At 67.4% G+C, this 23583-nt stretch carries 21 protein-coding genes and 1 tRNA gene; 19 read left to right on the top strand and 3 right to left on the bottom strand.

The window, feature by feature from the left end; all coding sequences use genetic code 11:
- Nucleotides 1-139 precede the first annotated feature (139 nt).
- The 3 genes from hisC (at nucleotide 140) to Q0W90_RS13420 (ending at nucleotide 3071) form a co-directional block, all read left to right on the top strand.
- On the top strand, nucleotides 140-1207 hold the full coding sequence (gene hisC, locus Q0W90_RS13430; RefSeq protein ID WP_297774875.1) for a histidinol-phosphate transaminase: 1068 nt from the start codon (nucleotides 140-142) through the stop codon (nucleotides 1205-1207).
- Nucleotides 1208-1217: 10 nt separating this feature from the next.
- A complete protein-coding gene (locus Q0W90_RS13425; RefSeq protein WP_297698624.1) occupies nucleotides 1218-1679 on the top strand; it encodes a DUF4334 domain-containing protein in 462 nt (153 codons plus the stop codon).
- A gap of 285 nt (nucleotides 1680-1964) precedes the next feature.
- Nucleotides 1965-3071: an IS30 family transposase gene (locus Q0W90_RS13420; protein WP_297774874.1), complete on the top strand. Its 1107-nt coding sequence runs from the start codon at nucleotides 1965-1967 to the stop codon at nucleotides 3069-3071.
- A 92-nt stretch (nucleotides 3072-3163) separates the two neighbouring features.
- On the opposite strand, the gene Q0W90_RS13415 is transcribed toward Q0W90_RS13420, so the two are convergent.
- Nucleotides 3164-3748: a TIGR03086 family metal-binding protein gene (locus Q0W90_RS13415; protein WP_297595234.1), complete on the bottom strand. Its 585-nt coding sequence runs from the start codon at nucleotides 3746-3748 to the stop codon at nucleotides 3164-3166.
- Nucleotides 3749-3771: 23 nt separating this feature from the next.
- On the opposite strand from Q0W90_RS13415, the gene Q0W90_RS13410 reads away from it, so the two are divergent.
- The 3 genes from Q0W90_RS13410 to Q0W90_RS13400 are packed head-to-tail and all read left to right on the top strand — an operon-like array spanning nucleotide 3772 to nucleotide 6071.
- The gene (locus Q0W90_RS13410; protein WP_297595235.1) at nucleotides 3772-4596 is read left to right on the top strand and encodes a crotonase/enoyl-CoA hydratase family protein; all 825 of its coding nucleotides are present in this window, start codon (nucleotides 3772-3774) and stop codon (nucleotides 4594-4596) included.
- Between the two features lie 19 nt (nucleotides 4597-4615).
- Entirely contained in the window at nucleotides 4616-5854 is a 1239-nt protein-coding gene (lipE, locus tag Q0W90_RS13405) for a lipase LipE (protein WP_297595236.1), read from the top strand.
- A gap of 28 nt (nucleotides 5855-5882) precedes the next feature.
- Nucleotides 5883-6071 carry a hypothetical protein gene (locus tag Q0W90_RS13400; RefSeq protein WP_297595237.1) on the top strand — a complete coding sequence of 63 codons (189 nt, stop codon included), beginning with the start codon at nucleotides 5883-5885 and terminating at the stop codon, nucleotides 6069-6071.
- 51 nt (nucleotides 6072-6122) lie between these two features.
- Here Q0W90_RS13400 and Q0W90_RS13395 read toward each other — a convergent pair.
- A tRNA-Ser gene (locus tag Q0W90_RS13395) sits at nucleotides 6123-6209 on the bottom strand.
- 37 nt (nucleotides 6210-6246) lie between these two features.
- Here Q0W90_RS13395 and Q0W90_RS13390 point away from each other — a divergent pair.
- Nucleotides 6247-7236, top strand: coding sequence for an NAD(P)H-quinone oxidoreductase (locus Q0W90_RS13390; RefSeq protein WP_297595238.1), 990 nt, complete (start codon nucleotides 6247-6249; stop codon nucleotides 7234-7236).
- Nucleotides 7237-7242: 6 nt separating this feature from the next.
- Here the strand turns inward: Q0W90_RS13390 and Q0W90_RS13385 are convergent, their stop codons facing one another.
- The gene (locus Q0W90_RS13385; RefSeq protein WP_297698622.1) at nucleotides 7243-8439 is read right to left on the bottom strand and encodes a cysteine desulfurase-like protein; all 1197 of its coding nucleotides are present in this window, start codon (nucleotides 8437-8439) and stop codon (nucleotides 7243-7245) included.
- A gap of 129 nt (nucleotides 8440-8568) precedes the next feature.
- Here Q0W90_RS13385 and Q0W90_RS13380 point away from each other — a divergent pair, with 129 nt between their 5' ends.
- The 12 genes from Q0W90_RS13380 (at nucleotide 8569) to Q0W90_RS13325 (ending at nucleotide 23546) form a co-directional block, all read left to right on the top strand.
- Complete coding sequence (locus tag Q0W90_RS13380) at nucleotides 8569-10542, top strand: DUF6541 family protein (RefSeq protein ID WP_297774873.1); 1974 nt, start codon at nucleotides 8569-8571, stop codon at nucleotides 10540-10542.
- 90 nt (nucleotides 10543-10632) lie between these two features.
- Entirely contained in the window at nucleotides 10633-11079 is a 447-nt protein-coding gene (locus Q0W90_RS13375; RefSeq protein ID WP_297595264.1) for a bacterial proteasome activator family protein, read from the top strand.
- A gap of 17 nt (nucleotides 11080-11096) precedes the next feature.
- Nucleotides 11097-11897: an ABC transporter ATP-binding protein gene (locus tag Q0W90_RS13370; RefSeq protein WP_297595241.1), complete on the top strand. Its 801-nt coding sequence runs from the start codon at nucleotides 11097-11099 to the stop codon at nucleotides 11895-11897.
- Nucleotides 11894-12808 carry a glycosyltransferase family 2 protein gene (locus Q0W90_RS13365; RefSeq protein ID WP_297774872.1) on the top strand — a complete coding sequence of 305 codons (915 nt, stop codon included), beginning with the start codon at nucleotides 11894-11896 and terminating at the stop codon, nucleotides 12806-12808. Before Q0W90_RS13370 ends, Q0W90_RS13365 begins: the two co-directional genes overlap by 4 nt.
- On the top strand, nucleotides 12805-13635 hold the full coding sequence (locus Q0W90_RS13360) for an ABC transporter permease (RefSeq protein ID WP_297595244.1): 831 nt from the start codon (nucleotides 12805-12807) through the stop codon (nucleotides 13633-13635). Before Q0W90_RS13365 ends, Q0W90_RS13360 begins: the two co-directional genes overlap by 4 nt.
- A 39-nt stretch (nucleotides 13636-13674) precedes the next feature.
- Nucleotides 13675-15135, top strand: coding sequence for an HNH endonuclease signature motif containing protein (locus Q0W90_RS13355; RefSeq protein WP_297774871.1), 1461 nt, complete (start codon nucleotides 13675-13677; stop codon nucleotides 15133-15135).
- 93 nt (nucleotides 15136-15228) lie between these two features.
- Nucleotides 15229-15708, top strand: a complete 480-nt coding sequence (locus tag Q0W90_RS13350; protein ID WP_297595246.1) for a GreA/GreB family elongation factor — start codon at nucleotides 15229-15231, stop codon at nucleotides 15706-15708.
- Nucleotides 15709-15748: 40 nt separating this feature from the next.
- Nucleotides 15749-16171 (top strand): GtrA family protein, encoded by a 423-nt coding sequence (locus tag Q0W90_RS13345; protein WP_297700097.1) that lies wholly within the window; start codon nucleotides 15749-15751, stop codon nucleotides 16169-16171.
- A gap of 32 nt (nucleotides 16172-16203) precedes the next feature.
- Nucleotides 16204-17559 (top strand): FAD-binding oxidoreductase, encoded by a 1356-nt coding sequence (locus Q0W90_RS13340; RefSeq protein WP_297774870.1) that lies wholly within the window; start codon nucleotides 16204-16206, stop codon nucleotides 17557-17559.
- Nucleotides 17560-18324, top strand: coding sequence for a decaprenylphospho-beta-D-erythro-pentofuranosid-2-ulose 2-reductase (locus Q0W90_RS13335; protein WP_297595250.1), 765 nt, complete (start codon nucleotides 17560-17562; stop codon nucleotides 18322-18324).
- Between the two features lie 2 nt (nucleotides 18325-18326).
- Nucleotides 18327-20249: a galactan 5-O-arabinofuranosyltransferase gene (locus tag Q0W90_RS13330; RefSeq protein WP_297774869.1), complete on the top strand. Its 1923-nt coding sequence runs from the start codon at nucleotides 18327-18329 to the stop codon at nucleotides 20247-20249.
- A 6-nt stretch (nucleotides 20250-20255) separates the two neighbouring features.
- On the top strand, nucleotides 20256-23546 hold the full coding sequence (locus Q0W90_RS13325; protein WP_297700101.1) for an arabinosyltransferase domain-containing protein: 3291 nt from the start codon (nucleotides 20256-20258) through the stop codon (nucleotides 23544-23546).
- Nucleotides 23547-23583 lie beyond the last annotated feature (37 nt).

Raw genomic sequence — 23583 nt, 5'->3', positions numbered from 1 at the left:
TGAGGGGGACAACTCATTAGCAGTGAGCCCCATTCGGCCGCTCTGGCACGCCTCCCTTTGGACTTTCTGAGGGTACCGACCCCTTTCCGGTCTCGCGGAACCGGCCATACTGTACACAGTTGAGACATAAACTGTCGAAGTGACCGCCCGCCTGCGCCCCGAACTGGCCGGACTGCCAGTGTATGTGCCCGGCAAGAACGTGCCGGGCTCCATCAAACTGGCCAGCAACGAGACCGTTTACGGCCCGCTGTCCAGCGTGCACGCGGCGATCGAGCGCGCCATTGCCATCGTCAACCGCTACCCGGACAACGCCAGCGTGGACCTCAAGGCGGCGCTGGCCATGCACCTGGGCGCCGATGTCGCGCCCGAGCACATCGCCGTCGGTAGCGGCTCGGTCACGTTGTGCCAGCAGCTGGTTCAGATCACCGCCGCGGCCGGCGACGAGGTGATGATCGGCTGGCGCAGCTTCGAGTGCTACCTGCCCATCATCCAGGTCTCCGGCGCGACCACCGTCAAAGTGCCGTTGACCGACCACACGCACGACCTCGACGCGATGCTCGCGGCGATCACCGACCGCACGCGGCTGATTTTCGTCTGCAACCCCAACAACCCGACGTCCACGGTCGTCGACCCGGACGCCCTGGCCCGTTTCGTGGACGCCGTACCGTCGCACATCCTGGTCGCCATCGACGAGGCCTACGTCGAATACATCCGCGACGGCATGCTGCCCAACAGCTTGGAGCTCGCTCTCAGTCACAGCAATGTCGTTGTGCTGCGGACCTTTTCGAAGGCCTACGGATTGGCGGGCTTGCGCGTCGGTTATGCGATCGCCCACCCGGACCTCATCACCGCGCTGGACAAGGTCGTCATGCCGTTCGCGGTGACGAACGTCGCGCAGGCGGCCGCCACCGCGTCGCTGGAGGCCTCCGGCGAGCTGATGGCCCGCACCGACGCGCTGGTCGTCGAGCGGACCCGCGTGTGCGACACCCTGCGCGGCGCCGGATTCGAGCTGCCGCCCTCGCAGGCGAACTTCGTCTGGCTGCCGCTTGGGTCACGCACGACGGACTTCACCGAGCAGGCCGCCGACGCGCGCCTGGTGGTGCGGCCGTTCGCGTCCGAAGGCATCCGTGTCACCATTGGTGCGCCGGAGGAAAATGACGCCCTGCTGCGTTTTGCCTGCGACTGGATTGCCCGCACCGAACCCTGAGGAGTCGTCCGTGGAACTCGCGCGCAAGAAGTTCACCGAATTCAAAGAGCGCAGCGGCGACATCGCGGATCCCGAGCTCGACGAATTCTGGGCGGAACTCAAACCCGCGGCGATCGACGAAATGCTCGGCGAGTGGAAGGGCGGCGAATTCCAGACCGGCCACAAGATGAACGGCCAACTGGAAAGGGCCGGGTGGTTCGGCAAGACCTTCACATCCGTCAGCGACGTGCAGCCGCTGGTCTGCCTGGACGCCGACGGCAACAAGTTCTCGAACGTCGAGATGGGCAAGGGCGAGGCCAGTCTGTGGCTCGAGGACTTCCGCGGCGAGGTCACCGCCACCATGGTCTACGACGGCCAGCCGGTGCACGATCACTTCAAGAAGATCGACGACGACGCCGTGATGGGCATCATGAACGGCAAGGGCGTCCGGGATAACGGCAAGTACTACTACTTCTACCTGGAACGGGTCTAACCCCCGAGCCGTCGAGCCGTCGAGCCGTCGAGCCGTCGAGCGTGAACTGACGGCTTTGACTGTGCGTCCAGGGCGACGACACGCCGCGTGGGTTCAAGGGGTGATTGCAACACTTCGTAGTTAGGGGTGTTGATGACGAGCCAGCCTCAGTTGTTGTCGGTGCGATGCCGGTATTGGGAATTGATCGCAGCGGGGGTGTCTTCGGAGGATGCCGGGGTTGCGGTCGGCGTGTCGGCGACGTGCGGTAGCAGGTGGTTTCGCAGGTTTGGTGGTGTGAATCCACTAATGGTTAGTGCCCGGGGTCAGAAACGGCCGCGGCTGTCGATTGATGAGCGTGAACAGATCATGATCGGGACCGCGCAAGGTGAGCCGATCCGCTCGATGGCGCGTCGGTTAGGTCGGGCCCCCTCGACGGTCATGCGCGAGATCGCCCACAACGGTGTGATGCGGGGGTATGTGGGTCGTTATCGTGCCCGGTATCGCTTCGGGGCCCGCCGGGCCGGCTGGGACGCGAAATCGGGGTATTCGGCGCGGATTGCTCAGTTGCGCAGTGAGCAGCGGGCGCGGCGTCCCAAGACCGGCAAGCTGGGGCGTTGCCCGGCGTTGCGCACCGAGGTGCAAGCGTGGTTGGTCAAGAAGTACAGCCCTGAGCAGATTGCTGGGGTGTTGGCCAGGACTTATCCCGATCGCCCGGAGATGCAGGTGTCCCACGAAACCATCTATAAAGCGCTCTACGTGCAAGGACGCGGGGAACTACGCCGCGAGTTGACCAAGTGTCTGCGGACCGGACGGGCGTTGCGCAAGCCGCGTGCGCGGGTCGGTGCCCGCACCGGCTGCGGCCGGATCCCGGGCATGGTCAACATCAGCGCGCGGCCCGCTGAGGCCGCTGACCGTGCGGTGCCCGGGCACTGGGAGGGCGATCTGATCCTGGGAAAAAACCTGCACTCGCAGATCGGCACTCTGGTTGAACGTTCCACCGGATTCGTCCAACTCCTGCACCTGCCCGCTCGCCGCGATCCCGAGACGGTGGCTGATGCGATGATCGCCACCATCAAGTCCCTGCCCCAGGCGCTGCGCCGGTCCTTGACCTGGGATCAGGGCCACGAGATGTTGCGCCATGCCCGCATCAGTATCGACGCCGGCATCGACATCTACTTCTGCGATCCCCATTCGCCGTGGCAGCGCGGCAGCAACGAGAACACCAACGGTCTTCTGCGCCAATACTTCCCGAAAGGCACCGACCTGTCCGTGCACTCCGCGGACTACCTCGCCGAAGTCGCCGCCGAACTCAACGAACGCCCGCGCAAACGCTTCGGCTGGGACAGCCCCGCCCAAGTCCTCAACCGGCTACTGTCATTCCCGACAGAAACCACTGTTGCAACCAAACCTTGAAACCGCCCCGTGCGAACCCACCGTGGCTTCACACCCAAAACCCAGGCTGCACACCCGACGCCGTGGTTTCACACTCGACGCCCAGCCTCGAACTAGCCCGCCGGATCGCGGCCGGTGAACGCGACCAACTGCTCGAGCGCGCCGGCGTTCGCGGGCACGTCGACCGGGTCGTCGAATCCGGCGCTGCCCCGTAACTCCGGCCTGATGATCTGGCGGGCCAGCCCCAGCACGTATTCGGACAGCGGCTCCGGGGCGTCGACCCGGTGCCCGATCGCGGTCGCGTAATCCCAGGCGTGCACCAGGAATTCGATCGACAGGACGCCGCACGCGCTCGTGGCGGGCATCTGGCCCTTGCCGAACGGAACGCTGCCGTCCAGGCCGTGGCGATGCCAGGCGTCCAACGCCGGCCGGGCCGCGGCGATCACCTGCCGTTCCACCGAATCGCTTTCGTCGCGCTCGGGAAATTCCGCGCCCACCATGCCCCCGAGGGCCGTGATCGAGTTCAGCAGGTGTCCGGTCAGCTGCGACACCTCGAATTCCGCGCAGGGTGTTTGCCGCGACAGGTCGTCGTCGGCGACGGTATGCAGCACCCGCTGCAACACCGCCAGGGTGTCCTCGGCGCTGTGCAGCTCATCGGTCGGCACGGAATGCGGGCCGGGTCGCAAGTCAGGAGGCATATTCGCCACGCTACGGTCTCGATATGGCGCAAGCATACGAATCCGTCACCGTGGAGAAGAAGGACCTGGTCGCCCAGGTGACGCTGATCGGGCCGGGCAAGGGCAATGCGATGGGCCCGGCCTTCTGGTCCGAGCTGCCTGAGCTGTTCGACGCGTTGGACGCCGACCCCGAGGTGCGGGCCATCGTGCTGACCGGTTCGGGCCGCAACTTCAGCTACGGCCTGGACCTGGCCGCGATGGGCGGGACGCTGTCAGGGGTGCTGGGTGAGGGCGCCTCGGCGCGGCCGCGGGCGGAATTTCACCGAACGGTCCTGCGCATGCAGGGCGCGATCAGCGCGGTCGCCGACTGCCGGACCCCCACGATCGCCGCGGTGCACGGCTGGTGCATCGGCGGCGGCGTCGACCTGATCTCGGCGGTCGACATCCGCTACGCCAGCGCCGACGCCAAGTTCTCGGTGCGCGAGGTCAAACTCGCCATCGTCGCCGACGTCGGCAGCCTGGCCCGTTTGCCGCTGATCCTGAACGACGGACACCTGCGCGAGCTGGCGCTGACCGGCAAGGACGTCGACGCGGCGCGCGCCGAGCAGATCGGATTGGTCAACGACGTGTACGCCGACGCCGAGGCCACGCTGGCCGCCGCCCACGTCACCGCCGCGGAAATCGCCGCCAATCCCCCGCTGACCGTGCACGGCATCAAGGACGTGCTCGACCAGCAGCGCATCGCGGCCGTCTCGGAGAGCCTGCGCTACGTGGCCGCCTGGAACGCGGCCTTCCTGCCGTCCAAGGACCTGACCGAGGGCATCTCCGCCACATTCGCCAAGCGTCCGCCCCAATTCAAAGGCGAGTAAGACACGTACCCTCGCTGGGGTGACCACCCCAGACGGCAAGATCCGCGTACCCGCCGACCTGGACGCGGTGACGGCGATCGGCGCGGAAGACCACTCCGAAATCGACAGCGCCGCCATAGACCGGATCTGGCAGGCCGCGCGGCATTGGTATCGGGCCGGCTTCCATCCGGCCATCCAGGTGTGCGTGCGCCGGGACGGCCGCGTCGTCCTCAACCGCGCGATCGGCCACGGCTGGGGCAACGCCCCGACTGACCCGCCCGGTGCCGAGCAGATCCCCGTCACGCCCGACACCCCGTTCTGCGTCTACTCGGCGGCCAAGGGGATGGCGGCGACCGTGGTGCACATGCTCGTCGAGCGCGGCGTCTTCTCGCTCGACGACCGGGTCTGCGACTACCTGCCCACCTTCACCAGTCACGGCAAGCACCGGATCACCATCCGGCACGTGATGACGCACAGCGCCGGGCTGCCGTTCCCGACCGGCCCGCGGCCGGACGTCAAGCGCGCCGACGACCACGAGTACGCGCAGCAGAAGCTCGGCGAATTGCGGCCGATCTACCGCCCCGGGCTGTTCCACATGTACCACGCGCTGACCTGGGGTCCGCTGGTACGCGAGATCGTCTACGCGGCCACCGGCAAAGAGATTCGCGAAATCCTGGCCACCGAGGTCCTCGACCCGCTGGGCTTCCGCTGGACGAACTTCGGCGTCGCCCAGAAGGACGTGCCGCTGGTGGCGCCGAGCCACGCCACCGGGCGGCCGCTACCGCCGGTCGTAGCCCAGATCTTCCGCAAGGCGATCGGCGGAACCGTGCACGAGATGATCCCGTATACGAATTCGCCGATGTTTTTGACCACCATCATCCCGTCGTCCAACACCGTGTCGAACGCGCAGGAGTTGTCGCGGTTCGCCGAGATCTGGCGTCGCGGAGGCGAACTCGACGGTGTGCGGGTTATCAGCCCCGAGACGATGTACGGTGCGGTGGCCGAATGCCGAAGGCTGAGACCGGATTTCGCGGTCGGGCTGCAGCCGGCCCGGTGGGGCACCGGCTACATCCTCGGTACCAACCGGTGGGGGCCGTTCGGGCGTAACGCGCCGCACGCCTTCGGCAATCTCGGCCTGGCCAACATCGCGATCTGGGCCGACCCGGCGCGCGGGCTGGCGGCCGGCGTGGTGAGCAGCGGCAAACCCGGGCGGGATCCCGAAGTTCGCCGGTACACGGCCCTGATGGACACGATCGCCGCCGAAATCCCCACCGGTTAGCGACCGGGGCAGCGGGAACCCTGCCGTCATGGCTACCTATCGAGTGCTCAATCCGAAGGGCGACGTCGTCGCGACCAAAGACATCGAGAGCGCCGACGACGCCCACGCATGGTTCGTCGACAACAAGGCCGACAACAGCGAGCTCGGCTGGCGCATGGAAGTCGAGCAGGACGGCGACTGGCACTTCTTCGACGACAGCGAGGGCGATCGACGCTAAGGATGTCTGTGCTTCGCCGCGCGGGGCAGTCGATAAGGCATGGACCGACAGCGGTGGCGGAGGGATTTGAACCCCCGGACGGTTTTAGCCGTCTCTCGCTTTCAAGGCGAGTGCATTAGGCCGCTCTGCCACGCCACCGCTGATTAGGGTAGCCGCACTCGGTAGCGTGGCCGCCATGCGCGCCATCGTCGCCGAATCCCCCGATCAACTCTCCTGGCAAGAAGTTGCCGACGTCTCCGCCGGACCCGGCGAGGTCGTGATCAAGGTGGCCGCCGCCGGCGTGAACCGCGCCGACGTGCTGCAGGCCGCCGGCAAGTATCCGCCCCCGCCGGGCGCCAGCGAGACCATCGGCATGGAGGCGTCCGGCGTCATCACCGAGGTCGGCGATGACGTCACGGAATGGTCTGTCGGGCAAGAGGTTTGCGCGCTGCTGGCCGGGGGCGGATACGCCGAGTACGTCGCCGTTCCCGCGGGCCAGGTGCTGCCGATTCCCTCCGGTGTGGACCTCGTCGACGCCGCCGGGCTACCGGAAGTGGCCTGCACGGTGTGGTCGAACCTCGTGTTGACGGCGGGCTTGCGCGAGGGCCAACTCCTGCTCGCGCACGGCGGGGCCAGCGGCGTCGGCAGCCACGCGATCCAAATCGCGCGGGCGCTCGGGGCCCGGGTGGCCGTCACCGCCGGCTCGGCGGAGAAGCTCGAATTCTGCCGCGACCTGGGCGCCGACATCACCATCAACTACCACGACGAAGACTTCGTCGCGCGGCTGCGCGACGAAAGCGATGGAGGCGCCCCTGGGGCCGATGTGATCCTCGACATCATGGGCGCGGCCTACCTGGACCGCAACATCGACGCCCTGGCCACCGACGGACAGCTCGTCATCATCGGCATGCAGGGCGGCATCAAGGGCGAGCTCAACATCGGCAAACTGCTCGCCAAGCGGGCGCGGGTCATCGGCACCACGCTGCGGGGGCGTCCGACCGCCGGGCCGAACAGCAAAAGCGAGATCGTGCAGGCGGTGACGGCCTCGGTGTGGCCGATGATCGGCGACGGCCGGGTGCGCCCGGTCATCGGTGCCCGCCTGCCCGTCCAGCAGGCCGGCGACGCGCATCAACGGCTGGTGGCGGGCACGGTGACGGGGAAGATCGTGCTGACGCTGGAGGCTTAGCGGGCCTCAGCCCAGGGAAGCCAGCGCACGCACCAACTGGTCGACCTCGGCCGTCGTCGAGTAGTGCGCCAGCCCGACGGTGACCGCGCCACCGATATCGTTGACGCCCAGCACGTCGAGCGCGCGCGAGCTTTCGTTGGTGACGGCCAGAATCCCGTTGTCCGCCAACCGCTGCACCACTCGTTCGGCGGGCACACCGTTCAGGGCGAAACTGACCACCGGGATCCGCACCTCCGGACGACCGATCAGCATCACCAACGGCAAGGAGCGCAGCGACACCATCAGGTAGTCATAGACCCGGTTCAGATACGACGTGGCGGATTGCGTCGATACCGCCAGGCGTTCGCGCCGGCCGCCGCGGGCGGATTCGTCGAGCGACGCCAGGTACTCGATGCTGGCGACCACCCCGGCCAGCAGACCGAACTGGTGCGCACCGATCTCCAGGCGCGCCGCGCCCGTGGCTTTGGGGTCGGCCGAGATGGAGCTGAACGAGTTCAACAGCACCGGATCGCGGAACACAATCGCCCCGATCGGCGGGCCGCCCCACGCGGCCGCGTTCACCGCGACGACGTCGGCGTCGGTTTCCTTCATGTCGAGCAGCCGGTAGGGCGCCGCGGCGCAATGGTCGACCACCACCAGGCCGCCCACGTCGTGCACCAGCTTGGTCATCGCCCGCAGATCGGTGACCGTGCCCAGCGTCGCGGACGCCGAGGCGACGGCAACCAGCCTGGTCGACTTCCCGATCAGGCCCTCCCACTGCCACGTCGGGAGCTCGCCCGTCTCGATGTCGATCTCGGCCCACTTGACCTTGGCTCCGTACCGGTGCGCGGCCCGCAACCACGGGGCGATGTTGGCTTCGTCGTCGAGGCGGCTGACGATGACCTCGTAGCCCAGGCCGGCCCGTGACGACGAGGCTTCGGCCAGCGCGGACAGCAGGATCGCACGGTCGGCGCCCAGTACGACGCCCGCGGGTTCGACGTTGAACAGATCGGCCACCGCCGCCCGGGCCGCCTCCAGGATGGCGGCACTGCGTTGCGCCGACGGGTGCGCCCCCACGGTGGTGGGCCCGGACCTGCGGAAAGCCGTCGACACCGTGGTCGCGACCGAATCGGGAACCAACATCCCGACGGGAGCGTCGAAGTGTACCCACCCGTCACCCAGCGACGGATGCAGTCCGCGCACCCGGGCGACGTCGTATGCCATGTGGGCCACCTTAGAGCTTCCGCGTTTTTGCGAAACCGTGACGGTAGCGGGCGCCTTGAAAGGGTCCGAGCCGTTCCGGCCAGGCGGTGGCCTCCCAAGCCAGGGCACCCGGCCAGCCATACTAGTCGAGTGGGGCTCTGGTTCGGAACGCTCATTGCATTGTTTTTGCTGATAGCGCCCGGGGCGATCATCGCACGCATCAGTCAGCTGTCGTGGCCGGTCGCTGTTGCGGTGGGCCCGGCGCTGACCTACGGCGTGGTCGCGCTCGCCATTATTCCGTTCGGCGCCATCGGAATACCGTGGAACGGCTGGACCGCGCTGGCCGCGCTGGCCGCGGTGTGCCTGGTGATGACCGGTTTCCAGCTGCTACTCGCCCGCTACCGCGATGCCTCGGATGAAGGGGCCCGCAAGCTCGGCCGCGGGCCCGCCATCACGGTGGCCATCGGGGTGCTGTTGGGCGCGCTGCTGATCATGTGGGCGGCCCATCGCGGCCTGACCCACTGGCAATCCGTGCCGAGCACCTGGGACGCGGTCTGGCACGCCAACGAGGTGCGGTTCATCCTGGACACCGGCCAGGCGTCGTCCACCCACATGGGCGAGCTGCGCAACGTCGAGACACATCACACGCTGTACTACCCGTCGGTCTTCCACGCCCTGACCGCGGTGTTCTGCCAGCTGACCGGGGCGGCGCCCACCACCGGTTACACGTTGAGCTCCGTCGCCGCATCGGTGTGGCTGTTTCCGACCGCCGCGGCGATGCTCACCTGGCGTCTGCTGCGCCCGACCTGGGGCGAATGGCGCACCGCGGGAGCCGCGGCGACCGCCGCCGCGCTATCGGCGTCGTTCACCGCGGTTCCCTATGTCGAGTTCGCCGTCGCCGCGATGCCCAACCTGTCGGCCTACGGGGCCGCGGTGCCCGCGTTCGTCTTGATCACCTCCACGCTGCGGCACCGCGACCGCATCCCGGCCGCCGTGCTGGCGCTGGTGGGTGTCATGTCGGTGCACATCACCGGCGGGGTCATCGTGCTGTTGATGCTGCTGGCCTGGTGGCTCATCGAGGCGCTATGGATTCCGGTGCGCGGCAGGCTGGCCGATGCGGCGGCCCTGGCCTGCGTCGCGGTGGTGTCCGGACTGATCCTGTTGCCGCAGTTCATCAGCGTCCAGGAACAGGAAGACATCATCGCCGGACACTCGTTCCTCACCTACCTCAGCAAGAAGCGGGGTCTGTTCGACGCCGTCTTCCAGCACTCCCGCCACCTCAACGACTTCCCGGTCCAATACGCGCTGATCGCGCTGGCCGCCATCGGCGGCGTCATACTGCTGGTCAAGCGGGTGTGGTGGCCGCTGGCCCTGTGGCTGCTGCTGATCGTGGTGAACGTGGACGCCGGAAATCCGATAGGCGGCCCCGTCGGCGCGGTGGCCGGAATGTTCGGCGAGTTCTTCTACAAGGATCCGCGCCGGATCGCGGCCGCCACCACCCTGCTGCTGGAGCCGATGGCCGGCATCGCGTTGTTCGCGATCGTGGTGGGCGTCGTGGCCGGCGCCAGACGGCTCACCGGCCGGTTCAAACCACTGCCCACCCCGGTCTGGGTGTCGGTCACCGCGGTCCTGCTGGTGGCGACCACCGTGCTCAGCGCGCACCACTACCTGTATCGGCACCTGTGGTTGTTCGGCGACAAATACGACTCGGTGATGATCGACCAACGCGATCTGATGGCCATGGCCTATCTGGCCACGCTGCCCGGCGCCCGCGAGACCCTGATCGGCAACGCTAACACCGACGGCACCGCGTGGATGTACGCCGTCGCCGACCTGCACCCGCTATGGACGCACTACGACTACCCCCAACAGATGGGGCCGGGCCCCAACCGATACATCTTCTGGACCTCGGCGCGACGGGGCGATTCCGATCCGCGGGTCCTCGAAGCGGTCAAGGCGCTCAATATCCGGTACATCTACACCAGCTCGCCGACTGTCCGGGGGTTCGCCGTACCCGACGGACTAGTGTCACTGGATAAGTCCAAGTCGTGGGCGCTGATCTACGACAATGGCGGTGCCCGAATTTATGAATGGCGCGGAAACGGCACGACGCCACACCCATAGTCCACAAAGGATGGTGAAGCATTGAGTACCCGCAACGATGGCCCCGACGACAGCGACGTCGAAATCATCGGCGGCCTCGATCCGCGGTTCATGGCGGTCGCCGAGGACGACGCCGACGAACCCGCCCTGACCGACCTGGTCGAACAGCCGGCAAAGGTGATGCGGATCGGGACCATGATCAAGCAACTGCTCGAGGAAGTGCGCGCCGCACCGCTGGACGACGCCAGCCGGAACCGGTTGCGCGAGATCCACGCGACCAGCATCCGGGAACTGGAAGAGGGCTTGGCGCCGGAACTGCGTGAGGAACTCGACCGCCTCACCCTGCCCTTCAACGAGGACACCGCGCCGTCCGACGCCGAATTGCGCATCGCCCAAGCACAGTTGGTCGGCTGGCTGGAAGGACTCTTCCACGGCATCCAGACCGCGCTGTTCGCCCAGCAGATGGCCGCCCGCGCGCAGCTGGAAAAGATGCGCCAGGGCGCGCTTCCCCCGGGCGTCGGCAAGCCGGGTACGCCCGGGCACGGTCAGTACCTGTAAGCGACCTCAAGTAGTCCATGGTGTCGGGTCCGCACATCGAGACGCACAACGCGTGGGTGGAATTTCCCATCTTCGACGCCAAGTCTCGTTCGTTGAAGAAGGCCTTCTTGGGCAAGGCGGGCGGCACGATCGGCCGCAACAGCTCCAACGTGGTCGTCGTCGAAGCATTGCGCGACATCACCATGTCCCTCGAGTTGGGTGACCGGGTGGGTCTGGTGGGCCACAACGGGGCGGGCAAATCGACTCTGCTGCGCCTACTTTCGGGCATCTACGAACCCACCCGGGGCTGGGCGAAGGTCACCGGACGCGTCGCACCGGTCTTCGATCTCGGCGTCGGCATGGACCCCGAGATCTCCGGCTACGAGAACATCATCATTCGGGGCCTGTTCCTGGGGCAGACCCGAAAGCAGATGCTGTCCAAGGTCGACGAGATCGCCGAGTTCACCGAGTTGGGTGACTACCTGTCGATGCCGCTGCGCACCTATTCCACCGGCATGCGTGTCCGGCTGGCGATGGGCGTGGTCACCAGCATCGACCCCGAGATCCTGCTGCTCGACGAAGGCATCGGCGCGGTGGACGCCGACTTTTTGAAGAAGGCGCAGTCGCGGTTGCAGAGTCTGGTCGAGCGGTCCGGAATCCTGGTGTTCGCCAGCCATTCCAACGAATTCCTGGCCCGGCTGTGCAAGACGGCGATGTGGATCGAGCACGGAGTCATCCGCATGTCCGGCGGCATCGAAGACGTGGTGCGCGCGTACGAGGGCGAGGACGCGGCCCGGCACGTGCGCGAAGTGCTGGCCGAGACCGCCGGGCAGCCATGAGTGACACCGTCGTCGCCGTCGTCGTCACCCACCGGCGCCCCGACGAGCTGGCCAAGTCTCTCGATGTGCTGAGCACGCAAACCCGGCTACCCGATCACCTCATCGTCGTCGACAATGACTTTTCGGGTGACGGTCGGGTTCGCGAACTGGTTGCGGGCCAACCCATTCCGACCACCTATCTGGGATCGCGCCGAAATCTCGGTGGTGCCGGCGGTTTCGCGCTCGGCATGCTGCACGCATTGGCTCAAGGCGCCGATTGGGTGTGGCTGGCCGACGACGACGGGCGCCCGCAGGACTCGCACGTGCTGGCCACCCTGCTGGCCTGCGCCGAGAAACACGGCCTGGCCGAGGTGTCACCGATGGTGTGCAACTCCGACGACGCGGCGCGGCTGGCGTTTCCGTTGCGCCGCGGCCTGGTATGGCGCAGGCGCACAAGCGAATTGCGTACCGAGGACGGGCAGGACCTGTTGCGCGGTATCGCGTCGTTGTTCAACGGTGCGCTGTTCCGGGCCGCCACGCTGGAATCGATCGGGGTCCCGGATCTGCGGCTGTTCATCCGCGGCGACGAAGTGGAGATGCACCGCCGGCTGGTGCGTTCGGGTCTGCCCTTCGGGACCTGCCTGGACGCGGTCTACCTGCACCCGTGCGGATCCGACGAGTTCCGGCCCATCCTCGGCGGCCGGATGCACACCCAATATCCCGACAACACCACCAAGCGCTTCTACACCTACCGCAACCGCGGCTACCTGCTCGCGCAGCCGGGCCTGCGCAAGCTGGTGGTGCAGGAGTGGGTTCGGTTCGGCTGGTTCTTCCTGGTGACCCGTCGCGACCCCCGCGGTCTGGCCGAGTGGATCCGGTTGCGGCGCTTGGGACGTCGTGAACAATTCGGCACGCCTGGAGGGCCATCGTGACGTTCCTCGACGCCGCGGCACAGTCGCGGACATTTACTCGCGCCCAAAGCGATCTCGTCGACGGCTTCCGTCGTCGCGAACTCTGGCTGCACCTGGGCTGGCAGGACATCAAGCAGCGCTACCGCCGCTCGGTGCTGGGGCCCTTCTGGATCACCATCGCGACCGGAACCACGGCCGTCGCGATGGGCGGTTTGTACTCCAAGCTGTTCCACCTCGAGCTGGCGGTGCATCTGCCGTACGTGACGCTGGGGCTGATCATCTGGAACCTGATCAACGCCGCCATCCTGGAAGGCGCCGACGTGTTCGTCGCCAACGAGGGACTGATCAAGCAGCTGCCGACGCCACTGAGCGTGCATGTCTACCGCCTGGTGTGGCGGCAGATGATCCTGTTCGCACACAACATCGTCATCTATGTCGTGATCGCGATGGTGTATCCCAAGCCGTGGTCGTGGGCGGACCTTGCGGTGATCCCGGCGCTGGCGCTGATCGTGCTCAATTGCATATGGGTGTCACTGTGTTTCGGCATCCTGGCGACCCGCTACCGCGACATCGGTCCGCTGCTCTTCTCGGTCGTGCAGTTGCTGTTCTTCATGACGCCGATCATCTGGAACGACGAGACCCTGCGCCAGCAGGGCGCGGGACGCTGGTCGAAGATCGTCGAACTCAACCCACTGCTGCACTACCTCGACATCGTTCGCGCCCCGCTGCTCGGGGCGCATCAGGAACTGCGGCATTGGGCCGTGGTACTGGTGCTGACCGCCGTCGGCTGGGTGATGGCGGCCTTCGCGATGCGCCAATATCGCGCCCGGGTGCCCTACTGGGTCTAGCCCGGCGGCTTGTCACCGGGTCGGGTTATTATCGAATGTATGTTCGAATCAGTGCCCTGTGACCTCGCGTTTCACGGCGTCGACGACGCCGGCGTGGTGGACTTCGTCACCGCGGCGGCCCGGGCGCAGAACGCGCACTGCGCCCGGGAGTTGGCGGCGATCGGGGAGTTGTATGCGCGTCGGGCTCCGGCCGACGACGCCGACCGCTTCAACTGGGCCGTCGACGGACACGAGAACGTGGTCGCCGAGGTGGCGGCCGCCCTGGGCATCAGCCGCGGCCGCGCGGCCGGCCGGCTGCACTATGCGATCGCGTTGCGTGAGCGGCTGCCCCGCGTCGCCGAGATCTTCGCCCAGGGAGGCATCGATTTCCGGCTGATGGCGGCCGTGGTGTACCGCACCGAGCTGATCGAGGACCCCGAGTTGATCGCCCGGCTGGACGCCGCGGTGGCCCGGCATGCGCCGAAGTGGATGCGGTTGTCGGGGCCGAAAATGGCCGAGCGTATTGATATGTGGGTGGCACGGTTCGATCCCGCGGGGGTGCGCGTGCCCGGAATGCGCAGTCAAGATCGCTGTGTCGAGATCGGACCCATCAGCCCGGGACTGGCGGGAATCTCAGCAAGGCTGCATTCCACCGATGCGGCCGCGGTGGACCGCGTGCTTGACGCGTTGGCCGACTCGGTGTGCCGAAATGATTCACGCACCAAGGCTCAGCGTCGCGCCGACGCTTTCGGCGCGCTGGCCGCCGGACTGACCGTTTTGCGCTGCGACTGCGGCGGGCCGGATTGCCCTGCGGCGCAGCGGCCCGCGGGCACCAATGTCGTGATCCATATGCTGGCCGGGGCGGCCGCGGTCAGCGGCGAGGCGGGTACGACGACGTATCTACCGGGGTTCGGCCCATTGCCGATGGAGTCGCTGCGCGACCTGGCCGGTGTCGCGAAGACCAAGCCGCTTTCGCTACCCCCGGACCGCGCCGAAGCCGGCTATCGGCCGTCGACCGCTCTGGCCGAATTCATCCGTTTTCGCGATCTGACATGCCGATTCCCCGGTTGCGACGCCCCGGCCGACGTCTGCGATATCGATCACACGGTGCCGTTTCCGCTCGGCCCCACGCATCCGTCGAACCTCAAGCTGCTCTGCCGCCACCATCACCTGCTCAAGACGTTCTATACGGGCTCCGATGGCTGGCGGGATCACCAGCAGCCGGATGGCACGGTGGTGTGGACATCGCCGACGGGACATACCTACACCACCAAACCTGGTGGCAGCCGCTATTTTCCGGCGCTGGCGGTGCCGACCGGGACGCTGACACTGCCGACCTTCATGCCCGCGCCCCAGCAGAGCCGCGGTGTCATGATGCCGGTCCGGCAACGAACCCGGGCCGAGGATCACGCCGCCCGGGTCCGTTGGGAGCGCGGCATCAACGAGGCACGCATCAGTGCCGACGCGGCGCGCCACGCCGAGCGCTCGGCGCCCAACATCAACGACCCGCCGCCCTTCTGATTTTCTCGTTCGGCCGCTGATGGTGGCGGGCTGCCTCATCGTGGTGTCACACTGGTACGCCATCTGAGCACACTGGGCGAAAGGTCCACGCACGTGAGCAAGAAAGTCCAATCGGCAGCGGAGGCCGCGCGGAAGAACCTCGAAGCGGAGCTGGACCGGCTACGGCAGCGGCGCGAGCGCCTCGAGGCCGAGGTCAAGAACGACCGCGGCATGGTGGGCGATCACGGCGACGCGGCCGAAGCGATCCAGCGCGCTGACGAACTGGTGGTGCTTTCCGACCGGATCAACGAGTTGGACCGGCGTCTGCGGGCCGGGCCGCCGGACACCGACGCGTCCGAGGCGCTGCCCGGCGGCACCGAGGTGACCCTGCGCTTCGCCGACGGTGAAGTGGTCACGATGCACGTGATCTCCATCGTCGAGGAGACGCCCGTCGGCCGGGAGGGCGAGACGTTGACCGCGCGCAGTCCGCTGGCCCAGGCGCTCGCCGGGCGGCAACCGGGCGACACGGTGACCTATTCGACGCCGCAGGGCGAGAACCGGGTCGAGTTGATCGCGGTCAAGCTGCCCCGCTGACGCTGCCGGGGGCGCCCGACGGCCCCGTTAGACTCCCCCAATGCTTCCCCCCGAGCCCGCGACCGCGCCGGCGCGCCTGAGCCTGACGACGCAGGTCACGCGTTTCGTCGTCACCGGCGGCCTGGCGGGGATCGTGGACTTCGGCCTCTACATGGTGCTCTGGAAGGTCATCGGCGTACAGGTCGACCTGTCCAAGGCCACCAGCTTCGTCGTCGGCACCATCACCGCCTACCTGATCAACCGCCGGTGGACCTTCCAGGCGGCGCCGAGCACCGCCCGGTTCGTCGCGGTCATGGTTCTCTACGCCATCACCTTCGCCGTGCAGGTCGGGCTCAACCATCTGTGCCTCGTGCTTTTGCACTATCGGGGGTGGGCGCCCATCGTCGCGTTCGTGATCGCGCAGGGGACCGCGACGGTGATCAACTTCGTCGTACAGCGGGCCGTGATCTTCCGCATCCACTGAGCCGCCGCCGGCAGGCGGTACCCTCTTTGACGATGTTCACGACCAAACGGCTCACCGGCTGGGGCCGCACCGCTGCTTCCGTGGCGACCGTGCTGTCCACCCGAGATCCCGACGAGATCGCAAAGGCGGTGGCCAACGCCGGCGACCGCGGAGTGATCGCTCGCGGGCTGGGCCGTTCCTACGGCGACAACGCGCAAAACGGTGGCGGGCTGGTCATCGACATGACCGCGCTGAACCGCATCCATTCGATCAACGCAGACACCGGGCTGGTCGATGTCGAAGCCGGCGTCAACCTTGATCAGCTGATGAAAGCCGCCCTGCCGTTCGGGTTGTGGGTCCCCGTACTGCCGGGAACCCGGCAGGTCACCGTCGGCGGCGCAATCGCCTCCGACATCCACGGCAAGAACCACCACAGCGCGGGCAGCTTCGGCAACCACGTGCGAAGTATCGAGCTGCTGACCGCCGACGGGCAAATCCGAACCATCACGCCGGATGGCCAGGACGCCGAGCTGTTCTGGGCCACCGTAGGCGGAAGCGGTCTCACCGGCATCATGCTGCGGGCCACCATCGAGATGACCCCGACCGAGACGGCGTACTTCATCGCCGACGGCGACGTCACCCAAAGCCTCGATGAAACCATCGCGTTTCACAGCGACGGCAGTGAAGCCAACTACACGTACTCGAGCGCATGGTTCGACGCGATCAGCGCACCACCCAAGTTGGGCCGGGCCGTGATATCGAGGGGATCGCTGGCCACTGTGGACCAGCTCCCGAAGAAGCTGCGCAAGGATCCGCTGAAGTTCGATGCGCCGCAATACTTCACGACACCCGACGTCTTCCCCCCCGGTCTCGGTAACAAGCTGATCTTCGGTGCGGCCACCGAATTGTGGTACCGCAAGGGCGGCACCTACCGGGGTAAGGCCCAGAACCTGACGCAGTTCTACCATCCGCTCGACATGATCGGAGAGTGGAACCGCGCCTACGGCTCGGCGGGCTTCGGGCAGTACCAGTTCGTAGTACCGACCAATGCGGTCGAGGAATTCAAAGCGATACTCCGCGACATCCAGAAGTCGGGCCACTATTCGTTCCTCAATGTCTTCAAGTTGTTTGGACCGGGTAACCAAGCACCGCTGAGCTTTCCGATTCCCGGCTGGAACGTCTGCGTCGACTTCCAGATCACGCCGGGACTCAACGAACTGCTCCGCGAGCTGGACCGTCGGGTACTGGAATTCGGTGGCCGGCTCTACACCGGCAAAGACTCCCGTACCACCGCAGAGACCTTTCACGCCATGTATCCGCGCATCGACGAATGGATCGCGGTGCGCCGCAAGGTCGATCCCTCGCGGGTGTTCGCCTCGGACATGGCCCGACGCTTGGAGCTGTTGTAAATGGTTTTAGATGCCGTGGGAAATCCCCAGACCATCCTGCTGCTCGGCGGCACCTCCGAGATCGGGTTGGCCATCTGCGAACGCTACCTGCAGAACGCCCACGCACGAATCGTGCTGGCCGCCATGCCGGGTGACCCCGGCCGCGACGCCGCCGTGGCTCAGATGAAGGCCGCCGGTGCGCGCTCGGTGGAGCTGATCGACTTCGAAGCCACCGACCCCGACACCCACCCGAAGATGATCGATGAGGCGTTCGCCAATGGTGACGTCGACGTGGCCATCGTCGCCTTCGGCATCCTCGGGGATGCCGAGGAGCTATGGCAAAACCAGCACAAGGCCGTGCTGGCCGTCGAAATCAATTACACCGCAGCGGTTTCGGTGGGTGTGCTGCTGGCCGAGAAGATGCGCGCGCAGGGCTTCGGCCAGATCATCGCGATGAGTTCGGCCGCCGGCGAACGGGTGCGGCGATCCAACTTCGTCTACGGCTCCACCAAGGCGGGACTGGACGGCTTCTATCTGGGTCTGGGAGAAGCGTTGCGCGAGTTCGGTGTTCGCGTCCTGGTGATTCGCCCCGGTCAGGTGCGCACCCGGATGAGCGCGCACGTCAAGGAAGCGCCGCTGACCGTCGACAAAGAGTACGTCGCCAACCTCGCGGTGACCGCCGCCGCAAAAGGTAAGGAATTGGTTTGGGCACCAGCGGCATTCCGTTACGTGATGATGGTGTTGCGGCACGTCCCGCGTCCCATCTTCCGCAAACTGCCAATCTGATCATGCGTGACGCACTGGCCACCCTCGGCCAGATGGCCTTGGCGGTGCTCGTCGCGGTCGCCGTCGCGGTGGTGTCGCTGACCGCCATCTCCCGCGTGCAATGGCCGGCCTTCCCGTCATCCAATCAACTGCACGCCCTGACCACCGTCGGGCAGGTCGGCTGCCTGGCCGGTCTTGTCGCCGTCGGCTGGCTATGGCGGCGCTCCAGCGGGCCCAGGGGCCGACTGCTCGCACAATTGGGCGGGCTGGTGGTCGTGTCCGCGTTCACCGTCGTCACCCTGGGCATGCCGCTGGGGGCGACCAAGCTGTATCTGTTCGGCATCTCCGTCGACCAACAGTTCCGCACCGAATACGTGACCCGGCTCGCCGACAACCCCGCCCTGCGCGACATGACCTATCTCGGGCTGCCACCGTTCTACCCGCCGGGCTGGTTCTGGATCGGCGGGCGCGCGGCGGCGCTCAGCGCGACACCGGCCTGGGAGATCTTCAAGCCGTGGGCCATCACCTCGATCGCCATCGCCGTCGCGGTCGCCCTGGTGCTGTGGTGGCGGATGGTGCGGTTCGAGTACGCGCTGATCGTCACCACCGCGACGGCCGCGGTCACGCTGGCCTACGGCTCCCCCGAGCCCTATTCGGCGATGATCACCGTGCTGTTGCCCCCGATGCTGGTGCTGACCTGGTCGGGCCTGCGCGCCGCGGACCGTGCGGACGCGCCGAGAAGCGCGGGCTGGGGCGCGGTGCTCGGCGCCGGGCTGTTCCTGGGCTTCGCGGCCACCTGGTACACGCTGTTGTTCGGGTTCAGCGCGTTCGCGGTGGGGCTGATGGCGCTGTGGCTGGTCGCGGTGCGCTGGCATCGGAGCGAATTCAAAGCCGCCCTCGATCCGCTGCGGCGCGTGGCCGTCATCGCGGGCATCGCCGCGCTGATCGGATGCACGACCTGGCTGCCGTTCCTGTTGCGGGCGGCCCGTAACCCGGTCAGCAACACGGGCAGCGCCCAGCACTACCTGCCGGCCGACGGGGCCGAACTGACCTTCCCGATGCTGCAGTTCACGCTGCTGGGGGTCGTCTGCCTGCTGGGGACCCTGTGGCTGGTGGTGCGGGCCCGCTCCTCGGTGCGGGCGGGCGCGCTGGCCATCGGCGTGCTGTCCGTCTACCTATGGTCGCTGCTGTCCATGCTCACCACGTTGGCGCGCACCACCCTGTTGTCGTTTCGGCTGCAGCCGACCCTGAGCGTGTTGCTGGTCGCCGCCGGGGCATTCGGGTTCCTCGAGGCCGCCGCGGCGCTGGCCGCCGCGGGCCGCGATCGGAGTTGGGGCCGGGGCTTGCAAAGATCGATAGTCTCGGTGGCCGGCGCCATGGGGCTGGCCGCCGCGATCGCGTTCAGCCAGGACATCCCCGATGTGCTGCGCCCGGACCTCACCATCGCCTACACCGACACCGACGGCAACGGGCAGCGCGGCGACCGACGACCGCCCAGCGCCGAAAAGTTCTACGCGACAATCGATCACGCCATCACCCAGGTGACCGGCAAGCCCCGTGACCAGACCGTGGTGATGACGGCCGACTACAGCTTCCTGTCCTTCTACCCCTACTGGGGATTCCAGGGGCTCACCTCGCACTACGCCAACCCGCTCGCGCAATTCGACCTGCGGGCCGCCCAGATCAACAAGTGGTCCGAGCTCAAGACCGCCGACGAGCTGATCCACGCGCTGGACACCTGCCCCTGGCCGCCGCCGACGGTGTTCCTGATGCGGCGCGGCGCGAACGGCAATTACACCCTGCGGCTGGCCGAGGACGTCTACCCCAATCAGCCCAACGTGCGGCGCTACACGGTCGACCTGCGCGGAGCCCTGTTCGACAGCCCGCACTTCGACGTGCAGGGCGTCGGCCCCTTCGTGCTCGCGATCCGCAAGCCGGCGGCGTGACGGCCGATGAGCACCGAGACCTCGCCTCAAAGGGCGCCCCACAGCGCGGAAGAACTAGCATCTAGCACCGTGCAAGACAGGGAAGCCAATCACCGGATCGCCCGGCTGGTCGCTTCCCTCGCCGGGCTGCTCGGCGTGCTGCTGGCGATAGCCACCCCGCTGCTGCCGGTCGACCAGACCACCGCCCAGCTGAACTGGCCCCAAAACGGCACCTTCGGCAGCGTCGACGCACCCCTGATCGGCTACGTCGCCACCGATTTGGCCATCACCGTCCCGTGCCAGGCCGCCGCGGGGCTGACCGGGGGAGGCAACGCCGGCAAGACGGTGTTGTTGTCGACGGTGCCCAAGCAGGCGCCGAAGGCCGTCGACCGGGGACTGCTGATCGTCCGCGCCAACGACGAGCTGGTGCTGGTGGTGCGCAACGTCCCGGTGGTGAGCGCCCCGCTGAGCCAGGTGCTCAGCCCGGCCTGCCAGCGGCTGACCTTCACCGCGCATGCCGACCGGGTCACCGCCGAGTTCGTGGGGCTGACCCAGGGACCCAACGCCGAGCATCCCGGCTCGCCGCTGCGCGGCGAGAAAAGCGGCTACGACTTCCGGCCGCAGATCGTCGGCGTCTTCACCGATCTGAGCGGTCCAGCCCCGGCCGGCCTGAGCTTCTCGGCGACCATCGACACCCGGTACAGCAGCAGCCCCACCCCGCTGAAGATGGCCGCGATGATCCTGGGGCTGGCGCTGACCGCCGCCTCCCTGATCGCGCTGCACAGGCTCGACACCGCCGACGGAACCCGGCACCGCCGCTTCCTGCCCGCGCGCTGGTGGTCGATCGGCGCCCTGGACGCCCTGGTCATCGCCGTGCTGGTGTGGTGGCATTTCGTCGGCGCCAACACCTCCGATGACGGCTACATCCTGACCATGGCACGGGTGTCGGAGCACGCCGGCTACATGGCCAACTACTACCGGTGGTTCGGCACACCCGAGGCACCCTTCGGGTGGTACTACGACCTGCTGGCCCTGTGGGCGCATGTGAGCACCACCAGCATCTGGATGCGGTTGCCCACCCTGGTGATGGCGCTGACGTGCTGGTGGGTGATCAGCCGGGAAGTCATGCCCCGCCTGGGTCATGCGGTCAAGCAGAACCGGGCGGCGGCCTGGACCGCGGCGGGCATGTTCCTGGCGGTCTGGCTCCCCCTCGACAACGGCCTGCGCCCCGAGCCGATCATCGCGGTGGGCATCTTGCTGACGTGGTGTTCGGTGGAACGCGCGGTGGCCACCAGCCGGCTGTTGCCGGTGGCGATCGCGTGCATCATCGGTGCGCTGACCCTGTTCTCCGGGCCGACGGGTATCGCCTCGATCGGTGCGCTGCTGGTCGCGATCGGACCCCTGCGCACCATCCTGCACCGCAGGATCAAGCGGTTCGGTGCGCTACCGCTGGTGCTGCCCCTGCTGGCCGCCGTCACCGTCACCACCATCCTGATCTTCCGGGATCAGACGCTGGCCGGCGAGGTCCAGGCCACCATGCTCAAGCGCGCCGTCGGCCCCAGCCTCAGTTGGTTCGACGAACACATCCGCTACGAGCGACTGTTCATGGCCAGTCCCGACGGTTCCGTCGCGCGCCGCTTCGCCGTGCTGGCACTGGTTCTCGCGCTCGGGGTCACGGTCGCAATGTCATTGCGCAAGGGCCGAATTCCGGGCACCGCCGCCGGGCCGAGCCGCCGCATCGTCGGGATCACCATCATCTCCTTCGTCGCGATGATGTTCACCCCGACCAAATGGACCCACCACTTCGGGGTGTTCGCCGGACTGGCCGGGCCGTTGGGCGCGCTCGCCGCCGTCGCGGTGACGGCCGTGGCCATGCGGTCCCGGCGCAACCGCACCGTGTACGCCGCCGTGGTGTTGTTCTTGGTGGCGTTGTCGTTCGCCAGCGTCAACGGCTGGTGGTATGTGTCGAATTTCGGTGTGCCGTGGTCGAATGCGTTCCCCGCGTGGCATTACGCGTTCGCCACCGCGCTGCTCGGGCTGACCCTGGTGGTGCTGCTGCTGGCGGCCTGGTTCCACTTCGTCGCCCCCGACAACGGGTCGCCCAAAACCCGCTACGGTGCACGCGCGGCCGGAATCATCCAGTCCCCGTTGGCAATTGCGACGTGGGTGCTGGTGGTGTTCGAGGTGGGCTCGCTGACCCTGGCGATGATCGACCAATATCCGGCGTGGTCGGTCGGCCGTTCGAACCTGGAGGCGGTGGCCGGTTTGAAGACCGGCAAGTCGTGTGGACTGGCCGAGGACGTGCTGGTGGAGCAGGACGCAGGCGTCGGCATGCTGGCGCCGGTGAGCGCGTCGGCGGCAGATGCCCTCGGGGCGGGGCTGTCAGAAGCCTTCACGCCCAACGGTATTCCCGCCGATGTCCGCGCCGACCCGGTGATGGAACGGCCGGGTGACCGCAGTTTTGTCAACGACGAGGAGAAGACCGGCAGCAACCAGGCGGGCACCGAGGGGGGCACCACCCCCGCGCCGGGCATCAACGGCTCGTCCGCGCAGCTGCCCTTCAACCTCGACCCCGCGCGCACACCGGTGCTCGGCAGCTGGCGTTCGGGCGTCCAGGTGCCCGCCCACCTACGGTCCGGTTGGTATCGGCTGCCCGCGCGCGACAAGGCGGGACCGCTGCTGGTGGTGAGCGCGTCCGGGCGCTTCGACCCGCGCGAGGTCCAGGTGCAGTGGGCCACCGACGAGCAAGCGGCCAGCGGACACCCCGGCGGCTCATTCCAATTCGCCGACGTGGGCGCGTCTCCGGCCTGGCGCAACCTGCGGCTGGCGCTGTCGGCGATTCCGAACGACGCCACCCAGATTCGGTTGGTCGCCGATGACGAAGACCTGGCCCCACAGCATTGGATCGCGCTGACACCGCCGCGAATTCCGCAGCTGCGCACGCTGCAGGACGTGGTGGGTTCCGCCGACCCGGTGTTCTTGGACTGGCTCGTCGGGCTGGCATTCCCCTGCCAGCGACCGTTCGGTCATCAGAACGGCGTCGACGAGACGCCGAAGTGGCGCATCCTGCCCGACCGGTTCGGCGCCGAGGCCAACTCACCCGTGATGGACAACAATGGCGGCGGCCCGCTGGGCGTCACCGAGCTGCTGGTGAAGGCGACCACGATGGCCACCTATTTGAAGGACGACTGGTCTCGCGACTGGGGCTCGCTGCAACGGTTGACGCCGTATTACCCCGACGCGCAACCGGCCGACCTACTCCTGGGGACGGCGACGCGCAGCGGTCTGTGGAACCCGGCGCCGCTGCGCAAGACCTAGAGGTTCAGCCTCGCTTCCGGCGGCGCAGCCCTTGAGC

The organism is Mycobacterium sp. (genome assembly GCF_025933915.1).
In the GTDB taxonomy this organism is placed as follows: domain Bacteria; phylum Actinomycetota; class Actinomycetes; order Mycobacteriales; family Mycobacteriaceae; genus Mycobacterium.
Note: the sequence above shows the minus strand (reverse complement) of the source record. Positions and strands in the feature narration are given on the sequence as shown.